This window comes from Grimontia hollisae CIP 101886, from assembly GCF_000176515.1.
Taxonomy (GTDB): Bacteria; Pseudomonadota; Gammaproteobacteria; order Enterobacterales; family Vibrionaceae; genus Enterovibrio; species Enterovibrio hollisae.
The window spans coordinates 134020-158433 of record NZ_ADAQ01000012.1 but is presented as its reverse complement, the minus strand read 5'-3'; the positions used below and the strand labels follow the sequence as shown (position 1 = coordinate 158433).

The window sequence follows — 24414 nt, the reverse complement described above, 5'->3', positions numbered from 1 at the left end:
ATTATTTTGACGCTTGAGTTAAGTTGCAGATAATAATATGAACAAGGTATCAATTTCTTTGAAATGAAGAGGATCTTTTGCACCGGAACGATGATCATGGAAAGATCAATCATGGGTTTCATCGAAAGCATGATCAAGTAACAAGCGATGATGTGCATCCGGAAGTGGAAGGGATAAAATTGTTTTAGAACATGAAGTTACAGTAAACGTAATGAACGGATGCCAAGTGAATGCAGAATTTCAGCCTAGAAGCAAGACTGAACTTGTTGAGATCTTGCACAGTTTTGAAGTCGAAATGACACGTTCCGTAGTTTAGCCCTCTCTTGATCATCTTTCCGATACAATTTTTATTCTCGGATTTTGTGCTTGCGTGGCACAATGGCACCAATTTCATTGATATCATTGTTAACTATGGCATCCGAGCTAAAGCATTCGCAGGTTATTGTGTTACCTAATCACCCCTCGCTGCATGCGCACGAGTACAGACAAGTGGTGATCGGGTTGCAAGGCCAGACAGAGTTCGAACTTTCCGGACGCGGCAGTCTTGTCGGGCCGGGACAGGGATGTTTAGTTTCTGAGTCTGAGCTCCATGCGTTTTCCGGTGTTGGCCAGAATGAAATTCTGGTGATCAATTTGCCTGAATCGGTATTGCATAGTGAGCCCAGCATGAAGGAGAAAGTCGAGCGTCTTTTTTCCCGCGACGCTTACTTTCAGCTGGACAGTCAGGCCCAGACTCTGGTGAAAGCATTGACGGCAGAAATGGTTGCCAATCCGGATGATGCCGGGTTGGGGCGCGCTTGTGCTGATACCCTACTTTGTGTGATGGAACGTCATTTCCGAGAGCAGATTGCCCCGCGTCGCCATGGGCACCGCCTCAATATGGACATTATCGACTTATATATCCGCCAGCATATCAGCCGTAAGATCACGGTGGCGCAACTTGCTGGCTCAGTCTTCCTCGCAGAAAGCCAGTTTCACCAGCTGTTCAAGGCGCAGGTGGGTGTAACGCCGCATCAGTATGTACTGAAAAAACGTTTCGAGTTGGCACAGGATCTTTTGGTGTCCAGCGAACTGAACCTTGCGCAAATCTCCGACAGTTGTGGCTTCTCGTCCCAGAGCGGCTTTACCACTGCGTTTACCCGTTATTTCGGGATTTCTCCTTCCCGTTTTCGCCAACAACACTGATCTAAATCATTAACCGATGCAAAAAATTGTTAAGGTTGCATGCCAATCCCGGTTCTCTGTTTGTTAATCATCGGAGTTTTTTGCAATAATGCCGCAGGGTTTTGAAAGACGCCCTGCCACCTCATACCTAGAATCGGTCGTTAATCTAACATGTTAGTAACATATGCCACTGCCTCGTGGTTAATGGAGAGAGGAATTTGCTTATGTTCAAAGCGACCGATGTACTGGTGCCAAGCTACCTTGAGCAACCGGTGTCTGCTCTGTGGCCGCATATTTCTGCCCACTACTGCGTGGACGAAAGTGCGTTATTGGGATCACTGTTGCCGCTGGCCACCCCAACGGATCAGGAACGCACAGTGACTGAGCGTGAAGCGGCAGAGTTGATTGAGCGCGTTCGCGCCGATAAAACCGCAGTACAAATGATTGATGCCTTATTGCTGGAATACAGCCTGGATACCCGCGAAGGGATTTTGCTGATGTGTCTGGCAGAAGCACTAATGCGTATTCCTGATGCCAGAACGGCAGACGCGCTGATCCGCGACAAACTCTCGGTGGCGGATTGGAAAGCCCACCTGAAAAACTCTGATTCCCTGTTTGTGAATGCCTCAACCTGGGGGTTGTTACTGACCGGGAAAGTGGTGAGCATCGATGAACGCAAGGAAGGTGGCTCGACCAAAGTGCTAAACCGCTTGGTGAACAAGATGTCTGAGCCCGTGATCCGCCAGGCTATGCATCAGGCGATGAAAGTCATGGGGCACCAGTTTGTGCTGGGTCGTTCAATCAATGAAGCGTTAAAAAACGGTGAATCGCAGCGTAAGAAAGGGTTTACCTACTCGTTCGATATGCTGGGTGAGGCTGCGTTGACCATGCAGGATGCGAAGAAATACTTCGATGACTACATGCAGGCCATCGAAACCGTCGCCACCCAGCTCAACATTGGCACTGGTCCTTCTCTTTCCGTGTCTATCAAGCTGTCTGCCCTGCATCCCCGCTATGAAGTGGCGAACGAAGATCGCGTTATGGATGAGCTGTTCAACATTGTGCTGCGTCTTTTAAAACGGGCCCGGGAACTGAATGTCGCGATCACCATTGATGCGGAAGAAGCAGACCGCCTTGAACTCTCCCTTAAGCTTTTTGAAAAATTGTTTATCCATGAAGACATTAAAGGCTGGGGACAGTTTGGGTTGGTCGTGCAGGCGTACTCCAAGCGTGCGCTGCCAGTGATTGTCTGGCTGGCGGCACTGGCAAAAGAAAACAGCACGGTTATCCCGATGCGGCTGGTTAAAGGCGCGTACTGGGACAGTGAAATCAAACTTGCGCAGCAGGGAGGACTGCCCGGTTATCCCGTTTACACCCGTAAGGAAGGTACGGACGTGGCGTACCTTGCCTGTGCACGTTTTCTTCTTTCAGAACACGTCAACGGCCTGATCTATCCGCAGTTTGCCAGCCACAATGCTCACACGGTGTCTGCTGTAAAAGCCATGGCTTGCCACGACAACTATGAATTCCAGCGCCTGCATGGCATGGGGGATGCGCTTTACAACCACGCCAAAGACATGTTTAGTCAGCCTGTACGTATTTACGCGCCGGTAGGCAGCCATAAAGATCTGCTGCCTTATCTGGTGCGTCGCCTGCTTGAAAACGGTGCCAACAGTTCATTTGTTCACCGTCTGGTCGATGCGGCCTGCCCGGTCAGCGACTTGACCCAGCACCCGGTCGATATCCTGACATCGCGACCAACCCTGCATAACCCCCGTATTCCGATGCCGGAGGCCATTTTCGGTGAAGAACGCACCAACTCAAAAGGTGTGGCGGTGGATATTGAAAGTGAATGGCAGGTTTATAACGCCAAAGTACAGGCGTTTATGGAAACAACCTGGCAGGCGGGGCCGATCATCAATGGTGAGCGCTTCACCGGCAGTCAGCACATTGTTGTCGCACCTTATGATCACCGCCTGAAAGTGGGGGAGCTAAACTGGACGACACAGGAGCAGGCGAAAGCTGCGCTGAAAGTGGCAGCGGATAATGTTGATGCATGGCGAGTATTGTCTGCCAAGGAACGAGGTGAGTACTTACTTAAGCTGGCGGACAAGCTGGAAGAGAACTTGGGTGAGCTGGTGGCGCTATGTCACCGTGAAGCGGGCAAGACGATTCACGACAGCATTGATGAAGTGCGTGAAGCGGTTGATTTCCTGCGTTATTACCCACTGCAGGCTGAAAAAATTGAGAACGATCTGCAAACTTTTACCCGTTTTGATGGCCAGCGCGTCACGCTGCGCCGTGAAGGGCGGGGTGTTTTCACCTGTATCAGTCCGTGGAACTTCCCGCTGGCGATATTTATCGGTCAGGTTGCCGCCGCATTGGTAACCGGGAATACCGTGGTCGCCAAGCCGGCAGAACAAACATCCCTGATTGCGTTCCGTACCATTGAGCTGTTGCTTGAAACCGGTATTCCCGCAGGTGTTGTCCAGCTGTTACCAGGCAGCGGTGCAGACATTGGCAGCCTATTGACCGGTGATGACAGCATCGCCGGTGTCGCCTTTACCGGCTCGACACCCACTGCGCAACGCATTAACCGCACATTAGCCTCCCGTGATGCTTTGCCGGTACCGTTTATTGCTGAAACCGGTGGCCAGAATGCAATGATTGTTGACAGTACCGCACTCCCGGAACAGGTGGTGCGTGATGTCCTCCGTTCTGCATTTGCATCTGCCGGGCAGCGCTGTTCGGCGCTTCGTGTGCTTTATGTTCAGGAAGATGTGGCCGACCGCATCATTAACTTAATCAAGGGAGCAATGGCGGAAATGCGCATTGGCCTGCCTTATCTGCATTCGACAGATGTTGGCCCGGTCATTGATGAAACTGCGCAGGCGAAACTGCAAAACCATATCAACGAACTGTTCAAAACCAGCAAATTTATTGCCAAGGCACCGATGAACAGCGAAACCCGTGTTGGTACTTACATTGCACCGGTTGCGTTTGAAATTGACAGTATTTCCCAGCTTTCTGAAGAACACTTTGGGCCAATCCTGCATGTGGTGCGTTACCACGCTGACCAACTCGACAGTGTGATTGATGACATCAATAACGCAGGTTTCGGCTTGACGCTGGGTGTACACAGCCGCAACGAAACCACCTACCACCATATTGAATCCCGCGCCAGGGTTGGTAACTGCTACATCAACCGTGATCAGGTGGGGGCGGTCGTTGGTGTCCAGCCGTTTGGCGGGCAGGGACTGTCCGGCACCGGGCCAAAAGCAGGCGGTCCGCACTACCTCTACCGCTTCACCAAAGAGGAGGTGGTGGCATGAGCATGGCAAAAGGAGTGCAGACAATGAATGAGGTCAATCACTTAGTAGCCCAGAGTCTGGCGGTGTGGGAAGAATGGAATGGTCTGGGTGTGATGGCACGCAAAGCGTTGCTGGATACCTGGGCGGACAACATTGCCCTGCGTGGGGAGTCATTTCAGCCAGCAGCAGATCTGATCCGCTTCCAGTTGGCGCAGGCAGAAAGGTTACTGGCGAACGTCCATGACATGCCGGGGCCAACAGGGGAGAGTAATGATCTTTACACTGCAGGCCGTGGTTTGTTCCTGGTGACCGGCGATGCTTCCCTGTCAGTGACATCACTGGCCGGTCAGCTGGCTGCTGCATTGGTGGCAGGCAATTGCGCCATGCTGGCTGTACCGGAAGCGCTGGCCCATGAAACTGACGCCTTGATTGGCGATCTGATTAAAACTGGCGCACCAAACCGTCTGGTTTGTGTGTTGAATGAGGCACACAAACCAGGCGCCATTGAATCTGCACCCATTTGCGGTGTGGCAGCGGTTGCGGTGCCTGAAAATCTGATAGCCATTAACCGGAAACTGGCGGCCCGTGACGGGGTGTTGGTGCAGTTTGTCGCTGAAGACAATGCTACACATCTGCACTTGGTCGCGTCGCCAACCTATTTGCTCCGCTTCATCACCGAGCGGACAAGAACCATCAACGTCACTGCGGTAGGGGGCAATGCTACCTTGCTGGAACTTGGCAGTGGAGAACATTAAATCCAAGTAACCTGACGGAACAACGCCATCGGTGCTTTGCTTACGTGGCAAAGACTATTGGGTAGGTGCTCTTGAGGGTATTCATCAATCGGAATTAGGCACCTGGGGCCTTTGGCCCCACTTTTTGTGTCTTGTTATTGAGGGAAAAAATATGATTGAAAACAGCTTTGCAATCAGCGCCACGTTTATCGTGTACCTGATTCTCATGCTTGCGATTGGCGTGTATGCCTACAAGCGCACATCCAACTCTGAAGACTACTTCCTTGGCGGGCGTTCATTGGGCCCCTGGCCAGCAGCTTTGTCAGCCGGTGCGTCAGACATGAGCGGCTGGCTGCTGCTGGGTTTGCCGGGGTATGCCTATGCTGCGGATATTGAATCCCTGTGGCTGGCCGGCGGTTTGTTAGCGGGTACTTACTTGAACTGGCTGGTCTGCGCCAAGCGCCTTCGTACTTACAGTATCGAAGTTGATAATGCACTGACTATTCCAGAATTTCTGTCCCGTCGTTTTGAAGACAATTCCAAGTTGCTCCAGACAATTTCTGCCTTCTTCATTTTGCTGTTCTTCCTTTTCTACACCAGCTCTGGTTTGGTGGCAGGCGGTAAACTGTTTGAAACGGTATTTGGCATTGAATACACCACCGCGGTGATCATTGGCACTGCTTGTGTGGTGTCGTATACCCTGTTTGGTGGTTTTCTTGCGGTATCATGGACGGATTTGGTGCAGGGGCTGCTGATGGCGGCGGCATTGATGATTGTCCCCATTGCTACAATGGATGGTGCATTTACCGGATTAACGGGTGCGCTGGAGAACAAAAACCCTGAACTTTTGACGCTGTGGCGTGATGTAAGCGGTGAACCGCTGACGGCAGTAGCTATTTTATCGCTGGTCGCATGGGGGCTAGGCTATTTTGGCCAGCCGCATATTCTGGCACGTTTTCAGGCAACCCGCAGCAACGCGGATATCACCACTGCACGTCGTATCGCGGTGGGTTGGAGTGCGGTCTCAATGGCCGGTGCAGTCCTGATTGGCCTGGTTGGCATTCTGTATGTTGACCAACACTTGGGCGGTGAGCTGGCGGATGGTGAAACCATCTTTATGTATCTGGTGAATGCCGTTTTCCACCCAGTGATTGCTGGTATTCTGCTGGCGGCGATTCTGGCGGCAGTCATGAGTACCGCAGACTCCCAACTGCTGGTTTCTTCCTCTGCGCTGGCAGAAGATTTCTACAAGCAAGTGTTTCGCCCCAATGCGACAGCCAAAGAAGTCGTCATGGTAGGTCGTCTCGCCGTGATTGGTATTTCCATCATTGCACTGATGCTGGCGATGAACCCTGAAAGTTCTGTACTGGGTCTGGTTTCGTATGCCTGGGCAGGTTTTGGTGCAGCATTTGGTCCGGCTTTGCTGTTGAGCCTTTTTTGGAAAGACATGAATCGCAATGGTGCACTGGCGGGGGTGATCATCGGTGGCGTGACGGTTGTGGTCTGGAAACAGTTGACGGGCGGTATTTTCGATCTGTATGAAATCGTCCCCGGCTTTATCCTTGCTGCAATCTCTATCATTGTGGTGAGTAAAATGACGGGCGGTGCCAAAGAGACGGTGATGCAGAAATTTGATGATTATGCGCAGAGCCTGAAAACCCTGCCGTAATCCTGACGCTTAGAAGCCACATTGAAAGGGACGCATCGCGTCCCTTTTTGTGCATTCTTACGTGATAGCTGCTGACAATCTCCATCCATGACGTTGTCAATACAAGATCCGGTTTCCGGGGGAGCTAGGCCCAACAGTCAGACAGGGGCAGCCGTTCCATCAGCGCCTGCAGCTCTTTCATTGAGGACACGGAAATCACTAAAGGGTCATCAATCGGTGCTTTCTGGTGAGGGTTAAAATAGATCGTGCGCATACCTGCATTGATGCCAGCCTGTACGCCCAATACCGTATCATCTACAAATAGACATTCCTGCGTTAATACCGCCATATTCATCGCCGTATAATGAAGCAAATCCGGCGCAGGTTTCCAACTGTTGGCATCAAAGGCGCTGTATAAATGATCGCGGAAATAGTGCAGCAAGCCTGTCATTTCAAGTGACAACGCCATTTTGCTGACCGGGCCGTTAGAAGCCACACACATATCAATCCCTACTTTCTTCAGCGTGTCGAGCAATTCCGGCACACCTTCAATCGGATTGAGATGCTCACTGAACAGGACTTTGCATTTCTTGCGATAAAGTCGCTCTAATTCATCAATAGAGATAGATAGCCCATACCGTTCACAGGTCTGGATGAGGACATCTGCCAGTTTTCCGCCCTGGAAATTGTCCAGACACTCCTGCAAATCCAGTGTTACGCCATATTGTGCAAATATCTCGACAATGGCTTGGTGTGACAAGATTTCACTGTCAACCAGTGTGCCATCACAGTCGAAGATCACGCATGAAACGGGGACATCAAAATCAAAGGAATTCATTTGGTTCCGGTCAATGGCTTCACAGTAGTATTGATACTCTAAGCCTTAACCTGACCGACAAATCCAACAACGTGCCATTTAATAAATTGCAAGCGAGGTCTTACCAAATGGCAAGAACAGGCGGAAAAATCCATCTAAGATCGTGTTTTATCAGGAGTGAAACATGCTGCACAGATGAGGAACCCGACGCGGTCCAGCAATATCTGTGGAACCGGTTTGCAGGCGGGATGGTTGGTTGAGGTAGAGGTCCAGCTGCCTAACTTTTCATGCGTAGGTTAGCTTTTTATGGTTATGCTAAGTGTCTGTTACAGTGAGCGATATTACCAAGGGTCAGGAGAAATAAATGTATACACATGTGTGGATAGACGGAACGCAAGTCGGGCTAACGGCGGGTAAAGCTGTGTGTATTGGACGTAACTATGTAGAACATGCCAAAGAGCTCGATAACCCTGTCCCTGATGAGCCAGTGCTTTTCATCAAACCTGCTACGTCCTTCGTAGGTACGGGTTCTGCGCTTGTGCTCCGTGAGTGGTTAGCGCCTATTCACTATGAAGCCGAACTGTCTGTGTTGATCGGTAAGCCCCTGACTTGTGCCAACCCCGAGGCGGTGCTGGATGCCATTGTGGGTATAGGGGTGGCGCTGGATCTCACCCGTCGCGAAGCACAAAATAAACTGAAAGAAAAAGGCTTACCGTGGGAGGTAGCGAAAGCGTTTGATGGCAGTTGTGTGCAGAGCCCGTTTGTTCCCTTTGAACATATTGATTTGGCCGCAACAGAATACGGCCTGGACATTAATGGTACTCCCTGCCAACGGGGGAATACCCGCATGATGATTACCCCTGTGGTTGCGCTGATTTGCCATTTAACCCAATTCTTTACTCTGATGCCGGGGGATATTGTGCTTACCGGCACACCAAAAGGGGTGGGGCAACTTGCTCCGGGGGATGTGTTAAGGCTGACCCTTTCCGGTAAGGAGCTGGCAAGGTTTAGCTGTGTGGGTGCGCCCTGAACAGGTAAGGGAACAGCACTTTTTTCTCGTCTTCAGATAAGCCACAAACGCGGTCGATATTTATCTGGGGGATGTCTTCCGCGTTCCCGCCATAATGCTTTAATGCTTTCTCAATGCTGGCTTCCCGGATAAGGTGAAACATCGGAAAGGGGGAGCGGTTGGTCAGGTTGCTGTCATCATCAGGCGTGGTGTCAGCAAAACAGTAATGGGGGTGAAAGCTCGCGATTTGAAAAATGCCACGCCAGCCAAACTGGTCAATCAGCATATCTGCGACATCCAGGAACTGGTTATAGTCATCAAAATCCTGAAAGTGGTTGGGTGTCACTACGATGGTGGTTTCTAGCTCTGCCGCGTTGCTGTTATCCAGCTGGGTCAGCTCTGTCAGGATACATTCCATCACCGCGTGATCGTCCTGTGCTTCACAGACTTCGATTTTGATCTGTTTGTTGCGTTGTGGCTTTGCGGCGAAAGGGCAAAGGTTCAAGCCAATGACAACGTCTTCCAGCCATTTTGTGGTTTGCTTTTCAACGAGGTCTTTGGAAGGAAAAGTGATCATGGTAAATACCTTGTTAATATCAACATCGGTATTTTAACGGCAGTGGAGTGAAAACCCAATTTAATAAAGTCGATTGACAGACAAGAATTGAATACAAAATGTTCACAAACGTGACCAAGGCGATTGCATGGATTGGATTTCACAATACTGTAACTTATGCGTTCACCTTGGTACTTTTTTCTCTCTTATTATCTAAGAGTTACATGTTTCTTGTTTTAAAAACTTCTTTGACAACAATCGTATTTCCGTTTAATTTCTGAGTGTAAAAATGCCAGTTATTATCTTCTTTTATTCCGAAAAATCTTGTAGGATCTTCACGATAATCTTGTGGCCCATAAGTCTCATACCCTTTCTGGGTAAGTTCCTTCTGTAAATCTAAATGCCGATTTGTATTAGTTTCACTGACAGGTTGAACATGTGATAAATATCGCTTCCCATTTTTTATTTTCAATGCCATTGTACAGCCCGTTAACAATGGGGTGGCAATAATATTCTTTTCTAAACCATCAATATCTACACCAGATATGTTATTAAGGTCAGTAGTATCTTCCTTTATAACATTTAAATACTCAACACTAACAGACACTGAGTCAGAGAGTTTTGTTGTGGAAATTTGATATTTTTTATCAGATATGCGATTGAAATACGCCTCTGCGCCATCTTCAAAGTAACCAGACACTAAAGAGTTTTCATGTAAGAATGCAGACGGATTTTCTTTAAAATATGACAGTCCTGCACTGGCATCAATTAAATTAATATGAGATTCTTCTTGGTTAACCCTGTTAGTTCTTCTTGAGTTTTCATCTCTATTTCCATTATTTCTTCTACGGAAAGGAATGCATCTAACACCAGCCCTCTTACACCGGATTTTAATGCTATTATTATCAAGATCGTTTAACGATAGCTTATCTTGAGTTTCTCTGATAGCGTCTTTTAGGTTATGTTCTAAATCTGCCGTAATAAGTTCTGATGATGGTATTTTTTTCTGAGATTGATGTCTATGCAAATGATCATTTAAATGATATGCATTTTTTCTTATTTGTTCTGTTGAATGTATGCGACCAACCATTTCACCTTTTGATTTAATTTGGGGATGTGTTGATATCGCTGCGCCAACAGAGGCTGCAGTTCTCACATAATCGCAAAAAGTCGTTCTAGATTTTGTTATTGACTTTCCTAGTGCAATAATAGAATCAAGAGCACTTTTTTCTGGTAAAATAATATTTATTGCAGATTCCCATGCATGAGATATTAGCGTTAAAGAGTGTATTGTTTGTGGGCTCCAAGATATTCTCTCTCTTCTTTTATCAATATCGTCCAATGCTTTTATTAATAAGGCGCTTTCTGTAGGCCCACCATTCCAAAAGGTATTAAATCCTAACTTAATTGCTTCTCCCATATTTTTGGGGATGTTATCTCTGTATGTTTTTAAAAAATGATATTGAAAATGCTCGACCATTGGTTCTGTTAATTCTTTATCGTTAATAAGGTTCTTAATATCACCAATAAAAACATCAACAAGCTCCTTCGCTTGTGACGCAGCGTCGAACATTTCTCTCAAACCACATAAATTACTTAATTCATGATGAGTGCTATCTGAGACAGGAACACCTAGTATAAACCGAAGGAAATCTTTTGAGTGGTTATTTTCTTTTAATGAATCCATTTGCTCCAAAACTGATACAGCAGGTAATACATATGACATGTCTTGAATGTTTTTATAAACATTTTTAGGTAACCTTGTTTCAATAACACGTTCAGGTATTTTATCTCTTGCATGAGCCAATAAACAATTAGTGTGCTTTGTTATGTCTTGAATGTCTTTTTTTCTTGGTTTTAGCTTATTGCACTCTTCTAAAACAGGATGTAGGTATCGATTTTCATTATTATTGTAATTGTTAATTTGCAAACTGTTGTTATTGGTGTTTATTCTATATGCGGATGACTTGCTAAATAAACAGAAAGCCATGATGCCACTGATAACTCTTGGAAACTTTTTGACTATATCAGCAGCTAAAACCCCCGGGTAGGCAGTAATACAAAGTATTTTTATTGTAGTATCTGCAACAAAGCCAAGACTTTCATTTTCGTCTATGTACGTATTTTGTTCTCTGATGTTTATTGAATTGCTCTTCATTCACCAATCTCTTTTATTTTGATTGTCTGGATAAATAGGCGGTGATTATATGCCCATTAAACGTGAAGATGCAGAGAGAGAGAACACGAGTGTTTATTTATTATCCTGTTCCGGTGCTTTCCATGCCTTTGTTCCCCACAACGGCACTGTAGATAAACTGTGTTTGTGGCTGCCCTGAGTTTCTTTGGTGGAGTAGGAAAGATACATCAGTGTCTGGTTTTCGGCGTCGAAAATGCGGCGGATTTTCATCGACTTGAATAGAATGCTTTTCGAGGCGGTGAACACCACCTCACCGGATTTTGATTTATCCACATTGGCGATCATCTCTTCAGTGATTTCGCCGGTTTGGCGGCAGGAAATGCCCATGTCAGAGGGATCAGAGAAATCAAGATCGGCTTTCACGTGGCTGATATGGCAAGTGACGCCCGGTACTTCAGGATCGTTAAAAATCTGGATCTTGATGTCCTTGGTTGTAAACAGTCCCAAGCTGACATTACCCACTTCATCGTCAGAACATCCGCTCAGGGCAAGACCAAACGCAGCGGCCGCAACCAAAGCGCGGAGTGGTTTAGAGGAAAAACGTGTTGAAGAAGAAAACATGGCAGTACCTGTCATTATCCGTTATTCGAATCACTTTATCAGTGACTTGTGTCTGTTGTCTAACATCGACCTGCACTGCCGGAAAGGTCATTTGAACTGAGCATCGCCAGGGCGGCGATCCAGGGTTTCGGGCTCAAAGGTGATTAATTTTTCATACGCATCACAATAACTCGCTGTATCGTTGTATTTCAGGCGTGCAGCTTCAATTTTACGTTCAGCAACACGGCGCTTTTCTGGGCCACTGCGCTCTGAGCTAAAGATCCGTTGTTGGGTGAACAGTTCCTGAGCGAATTTCTGTTTGCAGATTGCTTCATTTTTCTCTGTCACCACTTCTCCTACCTGCTCGCTGGTAGCAAGGCAAAAACCCGAAAACAGCGTTGAACTTATAATGATCGTTTTAATAATGAGGTAGCGCATAATCCCCGCCTGACAGTGTACATACCTGTTTAAAAAGATAGTCCACACCTCTGTGCCTCTCCAGCGACACAAGGCGCTTGTTTTTGATATAGCGCAAGAGAAATGCATTTACAGTGAGCCGCATAGGGGGCTGGATGTTAAATAGCGCTGTGAAAGGCGACTGTTTTAGGTGCGGGTTAACATTCCTACACAAAGAGAGGTGAAGCTGTTGGTAGATGTGTATATCTTCATATTTTTCAAGGAATGACAGTGAAGTAAGCGATGCAAAAACAAATCAACAGCTCGTACTTACAGCTTTTTATGCGTGAATCCGCGACTGCCGCCATGCTGGACATTGAACAGCTGCCTGAGGTGTCAGAGGTCGATGCTATTGCCCTCTTTGACTGGATGTCAGGCAAGCGCCCGTTTTCTGCCTCTGATGTAAAAGGCCAGCGTTGGATTAAAACCTGCAGCGCTGGCTACGTGACCGAATTGTTGCTGAATGAAGACGGTACCCTGGAAGAGTTTACGCTGTTCAACCGCTTGCCAGCCAAAGGCTGGTGGAAGTTGGAGCAAGGCGTGTTGGATTTGGACATTGTGAAAAACAACAACACTTACCGAAGCCGTGTGATTGCCAATAAATCGGTGAATATCCATTCCGCTATTGAGTATAAAAACGGTAAGTTGCATGCTTACCTTAAACTTGCACAAGTGATGCCCGTCGTGCAAAGCGTATAAGAACCTGTTGTATCAGCAGCGCTCCTTTTCACAGTTGGCGGCCCGGGGCAGCCCAATGACGGCTGCGACAGGAGGATAAAGCACAGTATTTGTTTTTCCTGAGCGCGGAAAAAACCTTGCAGGCCAGAAAGTAACAAAGCCTGCCGGTGCCCTTGAGCGCTGGGCTGGCTTCGTTCTACAATGACGCACTTTTTACTGATATCAGGTCATTAAGATGAACGACACAACTTCAAAACCCGCTTTGCCAGACCGCCTTTCCGGTAATCCCCGCAGCCCACATTTTGTGGAAGAATGCTTCCAGTACGACATCGGCATTCGCTTTAATGGCAAAGAGCGCACTGATGTTGAAGAGTATTGTATCAGCGAGGGCTGGATCAAAATTCCTTCACCTAAAGCACTGGATCGCCGTGGCCAGCCACTGCTGATCACGCTGAAAGGAAAGGTAGAAGCGTACTACCTCTAAGCGTGTTGATAACCCATTGAACATTAAAGCCCGGATGTCCGGGCTTTGTTGTATATGGGAATAATGGCCTTGTGTGTCGATTCAAGACACCCTTGCGCTAAAAACCTTACAAAAATGTATAGTTCGGGAAAAGTTGGTGAAAACCCGGTTTCGTAGCATAGCCATGTAGACAGGGATAACCCTGTAGAGATATCACCAATAACGAGGATGACACCGTGAAAAAAACAATGATTTTTAAGCCTGCTATTGTTTCTGTTGTGTTGGGTATGGGTGCCATGCTGGCAGCAAGCACCGCGACTGCGGATGATGATGCGCCCGCGTCACTGCATGAAGACGCAGTGAGTCTGATTCAGGCTGTTGAGATTGCCAAAAACGCCACCGGCGGCGTCGCGTTCGAAGCGGAGCGTGATGCGGAAAGGGGACAGGCGGTGTATGAGATTGAATTGCTTAAAACGCCGGGAGAAGAAATTCATGCCGTTGTTAATGCAACGACTGGCGAAGTGATGTTTACCAAGCGACGTGACCATGATGATCACCATGGTCATGATGATGAACTGATGGAAGACGCGATGTGGTTGAACGGTATTCAGGGGGGGACTTTGTTGTCACTTGAACAGGCAGCCATGAACATAGAAAGTGAATTCGGTGGCAAAGTGTGGAGCATTGGGCAAGATGACCATTATGGTCAGCCATCGTATGACATTGAGTTACTGGATGCCAATGGCAGACATGTTGAAACCCGCATCAACGCGAAGGTTGTGAAATAAACGAGTGAAACACATAACGCGCTAAATCTTTTTGTGGGGCGGTCATGCCCACGATTGGAGGTATAAATGAGTGACGAAAATAGCCCCCCTACAACATGGCAATGCATGAAAGTCATGATCAAACGATGGTCGAAAGAGGCGACTGAGGCGTTGTTCGGTGTGATCGTTTTTTCCCTTCTTTTTATGTTGGGACTGGTTACACTTGGGATCAGCCTGTTGGCCGGTATTGCTGCAATCATTCTGGCAAAATGGCAACAACGCCAGATGGTTAGCGATATTGCCAACCCACAGGAAAAGAAAACTGAAGCAGAATCGATTGCGGTTGCTGTTTAAACCGCATCTTACATCACTGAACAGAGAGAAACCCAATGCGCGTGTTGTTGGTTGAGGACGATGTCAGCCTCAGCAGTTTTGTAGAAAAAGGCCTGCGCGAGGCAGGTCATCAGGTGGAGGTTACTGACAACGGAAAACATGCACTGACGCTGTGCATGGCAGAGAATTATGACGTGGCGATTGTGGACCGGATGTTACCGGGGCTGGATGGCCTTTCTCTTGTCAAAGCGTTGCGCGCAGCACAAGTGGGCACGCCTATTTTGTTTCTGACCGCGCTCGGTGGTGTGGACGATCGTGTTGAAGGGCTGGAAGCCGGGGGAGATGATTACCTGACCAAACCCTTTGCGTTTTCCGAGCTCTTAGCGCGTGTCACTGCATTATCCCGGCGTGCGGTGTTGAAAACCACTGAAGCGATGCCGGAAATCAGTTATGGCGATGTGGTATTGAACCTGTTTGAACACTCCGCTACCCGCCGGGGACAACCCCTCGATTTACAGCCGAAAGAGTTCCGGATCCTTGAGCTGTTTCTGCGCCATCCCGGACGGGTGATTACCCGCACCATGCTGCTGGAGCACGTCTGGGATATTCACTTCGATCCTCAAACCAGCGTGGTGGAAACCCATATCAGCCGGCTTCGTAACAAGCTGGAAAAACCGTTTGGTGACACACTGATCCAAACCGTACGCGGTGTGGGCTACAAACTTGAACAGAAAAGTGGAGAGGCGAAATGAAAGCCAAGCTTGCTGACTTTTTCCATCGCCACATTTCAAAACACAAACTGCTGGCAGCAATGCCGGCTTGGATGAAAAGCTCTGCGATCCAGCAAGGCCTGATGTTTGGCAGCGTGTCTTTGATAAGCCTGGTGCTGATGGCCGCAGTGACGTTTATCTATGTAGAGCATGAACTGAAAGACCAGAATCGCGAGATAGTGAAAGAATCTCAGGAACTGCTTCAGGGTCGTCATTATGATGTCGACGATGATCCGATAGAAGACGATGAAATTCTGGCGGTGTTGACGTCTGGCTTTGTGCTTGCCGGTGTGCTGGTGTCGATGTTTACCACTGTGCTTGTGATCGTAATGAGCCGGGTTAGCCAGAAAAGGATCAACCGCATTGAAAGGGTGCTTAATGCCGCAGCCGATGGCGATCTTTCCGCAAGAACTGACGTGAAATATATCTACAATGATTTAGCGCGTATCTCTGTCTCTGTCGATGACATGCTTTCGCGCCTAGAAGGTTCGGTTGCTGCCATGAGCGATATTTCTGCCAACATTGCCCATGAGCTGAAAACGCCAATCACCCGCCTTCGTCATAACCTGCTCATTTTGCGGGAAGATGCCAATCGCATTGTGCCGTCTCTCAGCGATACGTTTTTATTGGAGCTGGATAAAGCACTGGATGATTCACAGCGATTGGCGGCTATTTTTGATGCCTTGCTGCGAATTTCCCAGATTGAATCGGGCGCACGACGAAGCCGTTTTATGCCGCTGGATCTGAACGATGTGGTTGATACCGTTGCCGAAATTTATGGTGATGTCGCTGAAGACGCGAAGATGACACTGCGGGTGGAAAAATCCCCGGTACCGCTGATGATTCAGGGCGATCGGGAGCTATTAATCCAGCAAATTGCCAACCTGATTGAAAATGCGCTGCGCTATTGCCCAGCCGGCAGCAACATCCAGCTTCGCTGCGGCGAAACACCGGAAAATGGTACCGTATGGGTCGATGTCTGTGACAATGGTCCCGGCATTGCGGATAAGGAAAAAGAACGGGTTTTTGAACGGTTATACCGTGTAGATAAAAGCCGCACAGACGGCGGACTTGGGCTTGGGTTGTCTTTGGCAAAAGCGGTTGCTGGCCTGCATCATGGCAATATCGCGTTGTATGATGCCGCGCCGGGGTTAGGTGTCAAGGTATCGATACCAGTGCGCTAGTGGGAAAAGACGCTGGGTGGATAACGCGGTCAATTTTCCGCTGTCGTCGTTGGGCCAGTATGTGCAAGACCTCGATAAAGATACGCCGCTGGTGCTGTATTGCCGCAGCGGCAGGCGAGATCTGGGGCGGCGCATCAATATCTTGTTAAGCAAGGATTCACTAACCTGCACAATGCGGGTGGGTTTGAGGAGATGATGAGCGTCAGGTAGTACGACACCTCCTTTCCTTCGGTTTTCCTTTTGCGACGGGCTCCATCGCAAAAGGGAACCGGTTATATTTTTCCTTCATTAAAACCTTTCTGGAAAGAGATCACTTTTTGCAGGTAGCGACGCGCTTCGTCTTTCGGGTGTTTAGTGGTTAATGCATCGTAGACCTGACGTGGAGATTTACGGTTGAGCACTACCATCGCCTGTTTACGGTCTTGATGGAAAGTTGCCAGTACACCGCCTGTGCCACTGTTATAGGCAGAAATCATACTGAAGTGCTTAGAAGAAGGGTTTGTCACTTCACGCAGGTAACGGGTTTTCAGAATGTGCAGATACGCAGTGCCAGTGTCGATGTTGTTTGCCGGATCGAACAGGTATTCTTTTGTCGGCATGCCCGGTTTTTTCTTTACCAGATTAAACACGTCGGCGCCTGCCGTTTTCGGGATCACCTGCATCAGACCATAAGCCCCGGCATGGCTCACCGCATAAGGGTTGAAGCTGCTTTCAGTTTTGATCACCGCGTAAATCAGATCTTCTGGAATGTCATAGCGCTTTGACGCATCGCGGACATAGTGCGCATATTGATATTCCCGTTGCTGGAGGTGATCGTTTACCATGTCGATCTGTACGTAATAGGCTTTGCCGCGTTTGATGGTTTTGGTTTGTAGTTTGTTTTCAATCAAGTAGTTCGCGAAGCGGTTGGCACGCCATTCCCATTCTATGGACTTCCCTTCTTGATCAACAATCTGGCCGAGGAAAAATGGCTTACCGGTCAGCTGGATGTCTTTGTCGGTAAACTGTTCCACGTATTTAGGGTCGGCCGGCATTAACACGGTTTGTACAATCGCTTTCTGGAGTTTTTCCAAGGGCTGGTGTCTGGCAATGGTTGATACGTAGATTTTGCCGGCTTCAAAGTCGATGTGGGCACGGGTCTGGTAACCATCCAGGTATTTCACATAACGGTGTTTGCCAGACTCAATGTACTCGTCACTCCCCCACTGTTTAATGGCTTCTTTGGCTAAGTGAGCGAATAGCGCTCTGATGGCATTTTTGTTGGCATCCGAAATAGGTTGGCTGGATTCAGGCAAGGATGTGTTATCACACTGACAGACGGGGTTTTCAGGTGGTGCGGTACAGCCGGTTAGCAAGGTTGCTGACAGCAGAAAAAGGGCTTTTTTCATCTTTACTTATGGTTGTGGTTTTGCTCTTAGTCAGTCGAGGTGACGATGCTATGCCTGACCTTAAAAAAAGAAAAGGAATTTGTAGGGTCTGTTGACCTTTGGTGGTTAATTTTTGTTCTGACCATAAGCGATTTAGGCGCGGCGAGGTGTGTGCCGCCTAGCATTCTAAGCAAATACACCTCAACAAAGCATAAAACGCTTAGGGCTGAACCCTTCGGGCAGCGTTTGTGGGGACTTTCTCCTGCGTTATCGGTTTCTCATGTAGGCTAGCTACACATCAAAGCCTCTGCCTTGTATAAAGCCCCCACAAACGGCTGCAAAAATCATCACCAAAGGTCAACAGACCCTAGGAAGTAAAAGAGGAAAACCGGATTTTTTTCGCTGATACATAAGGTGTTAGCCAAGTTGATCGACAATATAGCGTGCAATAGGGAAACATGATGTGGCTGCCGGGGAGGGGGCGTTACAGACCACCAGAGCATGTTTGGTCTGGTGGAACAGGAAATCATCAACCAAATCACCGTTTGGGTACACCGCTTGGGCACGGATACCCGGGGGATAGGCCAGTAAATCTTCATTGGTCAGTGACGGGCAGTATTTTTGTATTTCTTTGAGGTAGCCCGTTTTCCACAGACCATTGCGAAGCTCTTTCACCGCTGATCTGAAATGACGCCGGATAACATGATAGAAACCCGCGTATTGCAGCATGTCTGCCACGTCTTTCGGTGAGAAGGCAAAACGTGAGTACCCCTGACGGGCAAGGTTTAACACTGCGTTGGGCCCAACCGTGACAGAACCATCAATCATTTTGGTCAAGTGCACGCCAAGAAAGGGCAAAGAGGGATCGGGAATGGGGTAGATAAGGCTGCTGATTATACGGTTGTGTTTGGCTGGTAACTGGAAATAATCACCACGGAAAGGCACCATCTGGAAGTTTGGCTTATCACCCAGCAGCTCAACAATCCGGTCTGACATGATCCCTGCACAGGAAATCAACTTCCCAGCATGGAAGGTTTGCTCCCCGGCAACCAACGTCAAGCCTTCTTTCGACGCCTGTATGTATTCTATCGCATGGTTGAAAAAGACATCTCCGCCCCGCGTTTTAATCATGCTGCTAAGCGTTTCGCAGATCTGCCGATAGCTGACAATGCCTGTTGAAGGCACAAAAATGGCACCGACACCACGGATTTGAGGTTCTTTCGCTTGGAGCTGGTTGGCGTCAAGCACGTCGAACGTTAATGCGTTGTCAGTGGCCCGCACTTTTAAGGCTTCCATGCGCTCCAGTTCGATATCATTGGTTGCAACCAGCAGCTTTCCGCACTCTTCAAACGGGATGTCATGTTCGCGGCAAAATGCCTTGATAGTCTGATTCCCTTCCTGACAGAATTGCGCTTTCAGGCTGCCTGGGGTGTAGTAAATGCCAGCATGGATAACGCCACTGTTCCGGCCGGTTTGGTGGGCGGCGGGTAGCGATTCTTTTTCAACCACGACGACACGTGCATTGGGCTTCCGTTGCTGGATCTCATTCGCAACACTGAGGCCGATAATGCCAGCGCCAATAATGAGATAATCACAGTTGACCATCATTATTACCCCCTTCTCGACATCTTTTTCTCACTGATTGAATGTTAAATTGAGCCAAATGGGAAGGCATGTGTGAGCACACTGTGACCTGTATATCTCTGCAAAGCGGGGAAATGTATCAAGGCATTTGATCAGTTGAAGCTTTTCCCGTGTTCATTTTTCGGGTGATGGAGCAGCCCTGCTTTGGCGGAGGAAATCACACGCGCAAGAGGAAGGGGGTCACCAAATACATAGCCTTGAATGTAATCGAGACCGGCAGCCTGCACCAGACGCAGGTCTTCATCACTGTTGACTTTTTGTGCGGCGGTTTTAATTCGGAGTGAGTCGCAGATCTGTTTGATAGACTCGACAATACGTCTGTCCACCAGGCTTGCTTTCATCATAGCGATCAGGCTGCCATCGATTTTGATGATGCTGACATTGAATTTGCGCAAATAGCTGAAGGAAGTTAACTCGGTGCCGAAATTGTCCACGGCCACTTCACAGCCTAATTTGCGAAGTGAAGAGACCACGTCTTTGGCCCGAAGGGTATCAATCAGCAGGGTGCTCTCTTTGATTTCGATGCAGAGGCGGCGGCTGGGCAGGTTGCTCTTTTTGATCAGCGCCAGACAATAGTCGATGAAGCTTTCATTATAAAAAGCGCTGGCAGAAATGTTGATAGCAATGTTGAGCCCTGCTGCAGCCAATGTTTGTGCTTGCTCGTTCAACACCTCATTAAATACCCAGCGTTCAATGCTGATAAGGCGGCCAGTGGGCTCTGCGGCAGGCAGGAATTCGGCTGGTAACAACAGTTGCCCTTCTTCAGTGATCAAACGTACTAACACTTCATGCCAGTTTTGAAGTCCATTTCGGTTAGACATGATGGGCATACAGAGCAGGCTGAACGAACGGTTAGTGATGGCAATATCAATACGTTGGAGCAGAAAATCGCGTCGGAAAGAAATGCCGTCTGTTAATGATGAGGGATCAAACACCGAGATAGCAGGATGACAGTCATCAGAGACGGATTCCATGGCAACTTGCGCCTGATAGATTATCTGGAACGGTGTTTTCTGGTTGCCCTCGATCAATGTCATCCCCATCACGCACTCAAGGTGATATGCGGTTTCTCCCGGTTGGTATTTCAGCGCACAGATCTTTTCTGATAGCGACGACATGATCTCTTGCGCACTGCCCAGCCCCTGGTTATCCAGCAGCAGACCAAAACGGCTCTCGCTCAAACGAGCAACAGATTTTGTGGCATAGGATTTTATCAATATGGCAGCGGATTTTATCAACTGGTCTTTGACCGGATCCCCGAAAGCATCAGCCAGTGTCTCTAGCCCCTTCAGTTCGATCATGACTAATACATGGCTGACTGTTTCATAGTGCAGGTTATCCGTATGGTTCTGCAGGATTTGCTCAAACGCCCGTTTCCCAGGAAATTTGGTGATGGGATCTACACTGTATCGACCTTCGCTGTTAGCTGCACGGGAAGGTAAGGCATCCTGGATGCGAAAGGTCAGTACCCAGCCATTCGTTGCGTTGTTGTGGGGTGCCACCGGCGTCGCTTCAAGATACACCAACGTCTCCTGAAACTGCTCAGTTTGCAGCGTGAACGTGCCGCTTAAGCAAAAGTCCTGATGGTAGTCAGAAAGTAAATGTGCGAAGGCGTATTGGCTGTGGTGGTCAAACACATTGAATTGTTCGTCAATGGTGCTGCCAATGAGGTCGCTCGCAGGGTAACCGGTCAGTTCGGCTGCGTGTTGATTGATAAATGTGATACGTAACAGTGAGTCAAGGACAATAATCCCGTCGTTGACAGATTCGATCGCGGCGGACAGCAATTGGTTTTCTCTGGTCAGAACGACGTTTTCTTTTTGAAGGCGGGTTGTCTCCTGGCAAAACCCAGCTAACCGCGTACCAGATTCTGCATGGATAATCCGGGCGGAAATTGAATGGTTAACAATCAGGTCACTGGTGTGTTTTACCTGGATATTTAACGTGAGGTGTTCATTGTGTATGCGACCAAGATTAAACAGCGTATCAAACGGGTGACGATCGGCGTCGAGCAGTCTTTCTCGCCATGTTTCCAGCGTGATCTCTTCCTCTTCGCTGATCCCATACAGCGCGTACATTTCCCGGTTCCAGTAGAGGGTTGCTGTGTGTGGTTCATATTCCCAAATACCTAATTCGCCAACCTGCTCTATCAACTCGACCTGTTTGGAGGATAGCGCTTTTTGGAGGGAGCGTTCCCGCTCATCATCAATGTCAGTAATGGTGCCAATGACTTTTGTTGTCACACCATGACTGTCTTGTTCTATCGGACGACAATGGTCCCGAACCCAGCGGTATTTTTCGCTCTCGTCCATCAGCCGGTATTCAATCGTGCCAAACTTACCGCCGCAGTGAGCCATCGTATGTTGGTATTCGCGCAGGTCATCCGGATGGATTCGGGACATCCATTCATAGAGCCGCTTTATGTTGGCAGCGTTGACGCCGATAGCCAGAATGGCATTACCTGACAGGTGGAAAAATTTGGTGTGACATTCCATTTCATACACGGCTGTGCGGTTGATACCGAGAGCAAATTCGAACTTTTGTGACCACATATTCCGCTCATGCTCAAAGCGCTGATCTTTATCAATGTCCTGCACCTGATAAATAAAATGCAAGACATTGCCATGCCATTTATCACGGACCACCGAGACGCCAATACGGGTCCAGATCACCTGCTTGTTTTTGCGGGTTAGGCGAATTTCTGTTTTGAAACTGTCGATTTTATTTTCCGTGAGCAGGTAGAGCTGTTCATTTGTAGCGTCCCTGTCCCGGTGAAAGACCAGTTGTCGGAAGGTTTTCCTGTCCAATTCTTCATGTGTGTAGCCGATAAGCTCCACGAAGCTGTTGTTGGGGTTGGACATCTTGCCATCAGATTGCACCATCACAGTGCCAATGACAGAAGATTGCATGGCATTGGAGAACAGTGTTGCCCGTTCATCACTTATTTTTTGGATTTGCAGTAAACGTGCAGATTTGACGGCCAGTAATCCTCCCAGCAACATCGCACCACTGATCGGCATTAACAGCTCGGTAGTGCCCGCTGATGACATGAGGTTGTCCGGACTCACCAACAGCAAGTCAAGCGTGACTGACACGATAAAAGCGGTGAAAAAGGCGGACAGTCTATCGAGAACTGCGCTGGCGACAGTGAGGGCGATAGCAATGGCAATAAAGGGATATTCAACGTGCGACAGCAACCAGCTTGACAAGGCCGAGATAGCGATAATCGTGAGTGCAGTGGTGGGCTTGTAAAAGGTAGAGGGAAGCCCTTGTTTCCGTTGCAGCAGTGTATAGATCAACGGTGTAATCGCCAGAATGCCGATGACATCACCGAGATACCAAGCTGATACGACGGTCTCAAGGGGAACGGACAGGGTCAGGTGAAGCGTCCATCCTCCGAATAATGCACCTATGGCGGGGCTGATAAGCACGGTCGCTACGACAAACCAACCGAACGCTTTCAGTGAAAGAAACGGTTCGTCGATGCGGCTGATATAAGCCAGTGACAAACTCCCGGCAATGATGGTGGCGATGTTGGCCATAGCAAGTTGGATGCTTTGGCCGGGTGCATCACCAAAAATGAGGTTAGACAGAAGTATGGCAACAAAAACCGTCCCAATCAGGGAAACTCTCTGATTTGTCGGCGCCAGCGCGATCATGGCAATGGAAAAACCGTTGGTGTACCAGATAAACGCAGCACTGCCGGGCTGGCGGAGAAAGTAGATGGAATACAGCGATACAACCAGGCCGCCGAGAAAGAGCAGCATGATCCGGATCAACAGCGCGTTTTGGGGAAACACGTCCTTTGATTGCGCGGGCGCTGCCTGTGATGTCATTCTCATATCCAATCTTTTGAGCTCATTTGGCGGTGTCTGCCATGTGGTAATGGCTGGACAGCAAACCATCATCCCGGGCAGGGGATTGTCTCAAAAGTTTAGATGATGTCTTATTTTTGTGCCTAAAAGTCGTTCAGGTTCCTTCAAGGTTGTGAAAGGGTATGTCACGGTTTTTTGCGTGGGGCAAGGTTGGTTTGATGATGTTCAGCTCGCCGTTAAACTGCCTTTCAACGTGTTTTCTTTTTGTGAAAATAACAATTTCTTGCCGTGCTGAAACAAAATGGCAGCCAATCCTGTCTATTCTGTTAATAGAACTATGGATCTGAGCGCTTACCTTGAATGATATCACCGCCACATTGCTGACACTTTCCCCTGTTACGCTCTTTTTTGCGGTGATCCTGTTGTCCTACCTGCTTGAAGATTTGGCCATTATTACAGCCAGTGTGGCGGCTGCCCAAGGGGTGATGCCCGTATCGTTAGCTTTCGGGGCAATATTTGTTGGCATCGCTACCGGGGATATTGGTCTTTATTCACTGGGCTTATGGGCTCGGCGGTGGCGCACATTGCGGGGAGGCTTGCTGACCCAACCTAGCGTAAGAGTGATTCGCCGAAAACTGCGTGCGCATGCGTTTGGCAATTTGTTCCTTATCCGGTTTGTGCCTGGTCTTCGGTTTGTGGGTTTTTGTCTGAGTGGTTTTTTTCGTGTTGGACTCAAGCCATTTTTATCTGCCGTTTTGATGGCTACTGCGCTTTGGACAGTATTGATTTTCACGCTGGTTTACCAAGTGGGCGGCATTGGGTGGGTTAATCATCATCTTAATTGGGGACTTATTCCCATTGCAGTGTTCTTGCTCATCGTGGTCAATCGAGTGGCTGGTGGCAAGCTGAAGGAGAAAGCTGTTTGCACAGATTAAAACTGGTGGAAGAGAAAACCTCGCCT

Annotated in this window: 20 protein-coding genes and 1 pseudogene; 13 read left to right on the top strand and 8 right to left on the bottom strand. The window is 48.4% G+C overall.

The genetic code is table 11. The features are described from left to right. Positions 1–411 precede the first annotated feature (411 nt). The 4 genes from VHA_RS11855 to putP all read left to right on the top strand — a co-directional run bounded on the left by VHA_RS11855 (position 412) and on the right by putP (position 6878). Positions 412–1185, top strand: a complete 774-nt coding sequence (locus tag VHA_RS11855; protein ID WP_040528836.1) for a helix-turn-helix domain-containing protein — start codon at positions 412–414, stop codon at positions 1183–1185. A 203-nt stretch (positions 1186–1388) separates the two neighbouring features. Beyond that, positions 1389–4496: a bifunctional proline dehydrogenase/L-glutamate gamma-semialdehyde dehydrogenase PutA gene (putA, locus tag VHA_RS11850; RefSeq protein WP_005504609.1), complete on the top strand. Its 3108-nt coding sequence runs from the start codon at positions 1389–1391 to the stop codon at positions 4494–4496. 23 nt (positions 4497–4519) lie between these two features. Then, a complete protein-coding gene (locus VHA_RS11845; protein ID WP_040528929.1) occupies positions 4520–5230 on the top strand; it encodes a delta-1-pyrroline-5-carboxylate dehydrogenase in 711 nt (236 codons plus the stop codon). A 151-nt stretch (positions 5231–5381) separates the two neighbouring features. Next, positions 5382–6878 (top strand): sodium/proline symporter PutP, encoded by a 1497-nt coding sequence (putP, locus tag VHA_RS11840; RefSeq protein WP_005504605.1) that lies wholly within the window; start codon positions 5382–5384, stop codon positions 6876–6878. Between the two features lie 124 nt (positions 6879–7002). Here the strand turns inward: putP and yieH are convergent, their stop codons facing one another. Beyond that, positions 7003–7695, bottom strand: coding sequence for a 6-phosphogluconate phosphatase (gene yieH / locus VHA_RS11835; protein ID WP_005504600.1), 693 nt, complete (start codon positions 7693–7695; stop codon positions 7003–7005). Positions 7696–8038: 343 nt separating this feature from the next. Between yieH and VHA_RS11830 the strand changes: the two genes are divergently transcribed. Beyond that, on the top strand, positions 8039–8704 hold the full coding sequence (locus tag VHA_RS11830; protein WP_005504597.1) for a fumarylacetoacetate hydrolase family protein: 666 nt from the start codon (positions 8039–8041) through the stop codon (positions 8702–8704). On the opposite strand, the gene VHA_RS11825 is transcribed toward VHA_RS11830, so the two are convergent. The 4 genes from VHA_RS11825 to VHA_RS11810 form a co-directional block, all read right to left on the bottom strand. Beyond that, the gene (locus VHA_RS11825) at positions 8682–9260 is read right to left on the bottom strand and encodes a DUF1415 domain-containing protein (RefSeq protein ID WP_005504596.1); all 579 of its coding nucleotides are present in this window, start codon (positions 9258–9260) and stop codon (positions 8682–8684) included. The genes VHA_RS11830 and VHA_RS11825 overlap by 23 nt on opposite strands. 199 nt (positions 9261–9459) lie before the next feature. Then, positions 9460–11397, bottom strand: coding sequence for a hypothetical protein (locus VHA_RS11820; protein ID WP_005504595.1), 1938 nt, complete (start codon positions 11395–11397; stop codon positions 9460–9462). A 93-nt stretch (positions 11398–11490) separates the two neighbouring features. Then, the gene (locus tag VHA_RS11815; RefSeq protein ID WP_005504594.1) at positions 11491–11997 is read right to left on the bottom strand and encodes a CreA family protein; all 507 of its coding nucleotides are present in this window, start codon (positions 11995–11997) and stop codon (positions 11491–11493) included. 87 nt (positions 11998–12084) lie between these two features. Further along, positions 12085–12414 carry a hypothetical protein gene (locus tag VHA_RS11810; protein WP_005504593.1) on the bottom strand — a complete coding sequence of 110 codons (330 nt, stop codon included), beginning with the start codon at positions 12412–12414 and terminating at the stop codon, positions 12085–12087. A 261-nt stretch (positions 12415–12675) separates the two neighbouring features. Between VHA_RS11810 and VHA_RS11805 the strand changes: the two genes are divergently transcribed. The 7 genes and pseudogenes from VHA_RS11805 to VHA_RS19145 form a co-directional block, all read left to right on the top strand. Continuing rightward, complete coding sequence (locus VHA_RS11805) at positions 12676–13131, top strand: hypothetical protein (protein WP_005504591.1); 456 nt, start codon at positions 12676–12678, stop codon at positions 13129–13131. A 214-nt stretch (positions 13132–13345) separates the two neighbouring features. Next, entirely contained in the window at positions 13346–13594 is a 249-nt protein-coding gene (locus VHA_RS11800; RefSeq protein WP_005504589.1) for a DUF3297 family protein, read from the top strand. Positions 13595–13809: 215 nt separating this feature from the next. Then, complete coding sequence (locus VHA_RS11795) at positions 13810–14361, top strand: PepSY domain-containing protein (RefSeq protein ID WP_005504587.1); 552 nt, start codon at positions 13810–13812, stop codon at positions 14359–14361. Positions 14362–14427: 66 nt separating this feature from the next. Next, on the top strand, positions 14428–14694 hold the full coding sequence (locus VHA_RS11790; protein ID WP_040528835.1) for a hypothetical protein: 267 nt from the start codon (positions 14428–14430) through the stop codon (positions 14692–14694). A gap of 35 nt (positions 14695–14729) precedes the next feature. Next, a complete protein-coding gene (locus VHA_RS11785) occupies positions 14730–15425 on the top strand; it encodes a response regulator transcription factor (protein ID WP_005504583.1) in 696 nt (231 codons plus the stop codon). Beyond that, positions 15422–16627 (top strand): sensor histidine kinase, encoded by a 1206-nt coding sequence (locus VHA_RS11780; RefSeq protein WP_005504581.1) that lies wholly within the window; start codon positions 15422–15424, stop codon positions 16625–16627. Before VHA_RS11785 ends, VHA_RS11780 begins: the two co-directional genes overlap by 4 nt. A gap of 16 nt (positions 16628–16643) precedes the next feature. Continuing rightward, a pseudogene (locus VHA_RS19145) lies at positions 16644–16837 on the top strand (rhodanese-like domain-containing protein); the annotation flags it as partial. 62 nt (positions 16838–16899) lie between these two features. On the opposite strand, the gene mltC reads toward VHA_RS19145, so the two are convergent. The 3 genes from mltC to VHA_RS11765 form a co-directional block, all read right to left on the bottom strand. Further along, a complete protein-coding gene (gene mltC / locus VHA_RS11775) occupies positions 16900–18015 on the bottom strand; it encodes a membrane-bound lytic murein transglycosylase MltC (protein ID WP_005504579.1) in 1116 nt (371 codons plus the stop codon). 396 nt (positions 18016–18411) lie between these two features. After that, positions 18412–19599 carry an L-2-hydroxyglutarate dehydrogenase gene (lhgO, locus tag VHA_RS11770; protein ID WP_040528928.1) on the bottom strand — a complete coding sequence of 396 codons (1188 nt, stop codon included), beginning with the start codon at positions 19597–19599 and terminating at the stop codon, positions 18412–18414. A gap of 131 nt (positions 19600–19730) precedes the next feature. Beyond that, entirely contained in the window at positions 19731–23480 is a 3750-nt protein-coding gene (locus VHA_RS11765) for an EAL domain-containing protein (protein WP_226926499.1), read from the bottom strand. 329 nt (positions 23481–23809) lie between these two features. On the opposite strand from VHA_RS11765, the gene VHA_RS11760 reads away from it, so the two are divergent. Next, on the top strand, positions 23810–24388 hold the full coding sequence (locus VHA_RS11760; RefSeq protein ID WP_005504573.1) for a DedA family protein: 579 nt from the start codon (positions 23810–23812) through the stop codon (positions 24386–24388). Positions 24389–24414 lie beyond the last annotated feature (26 nt).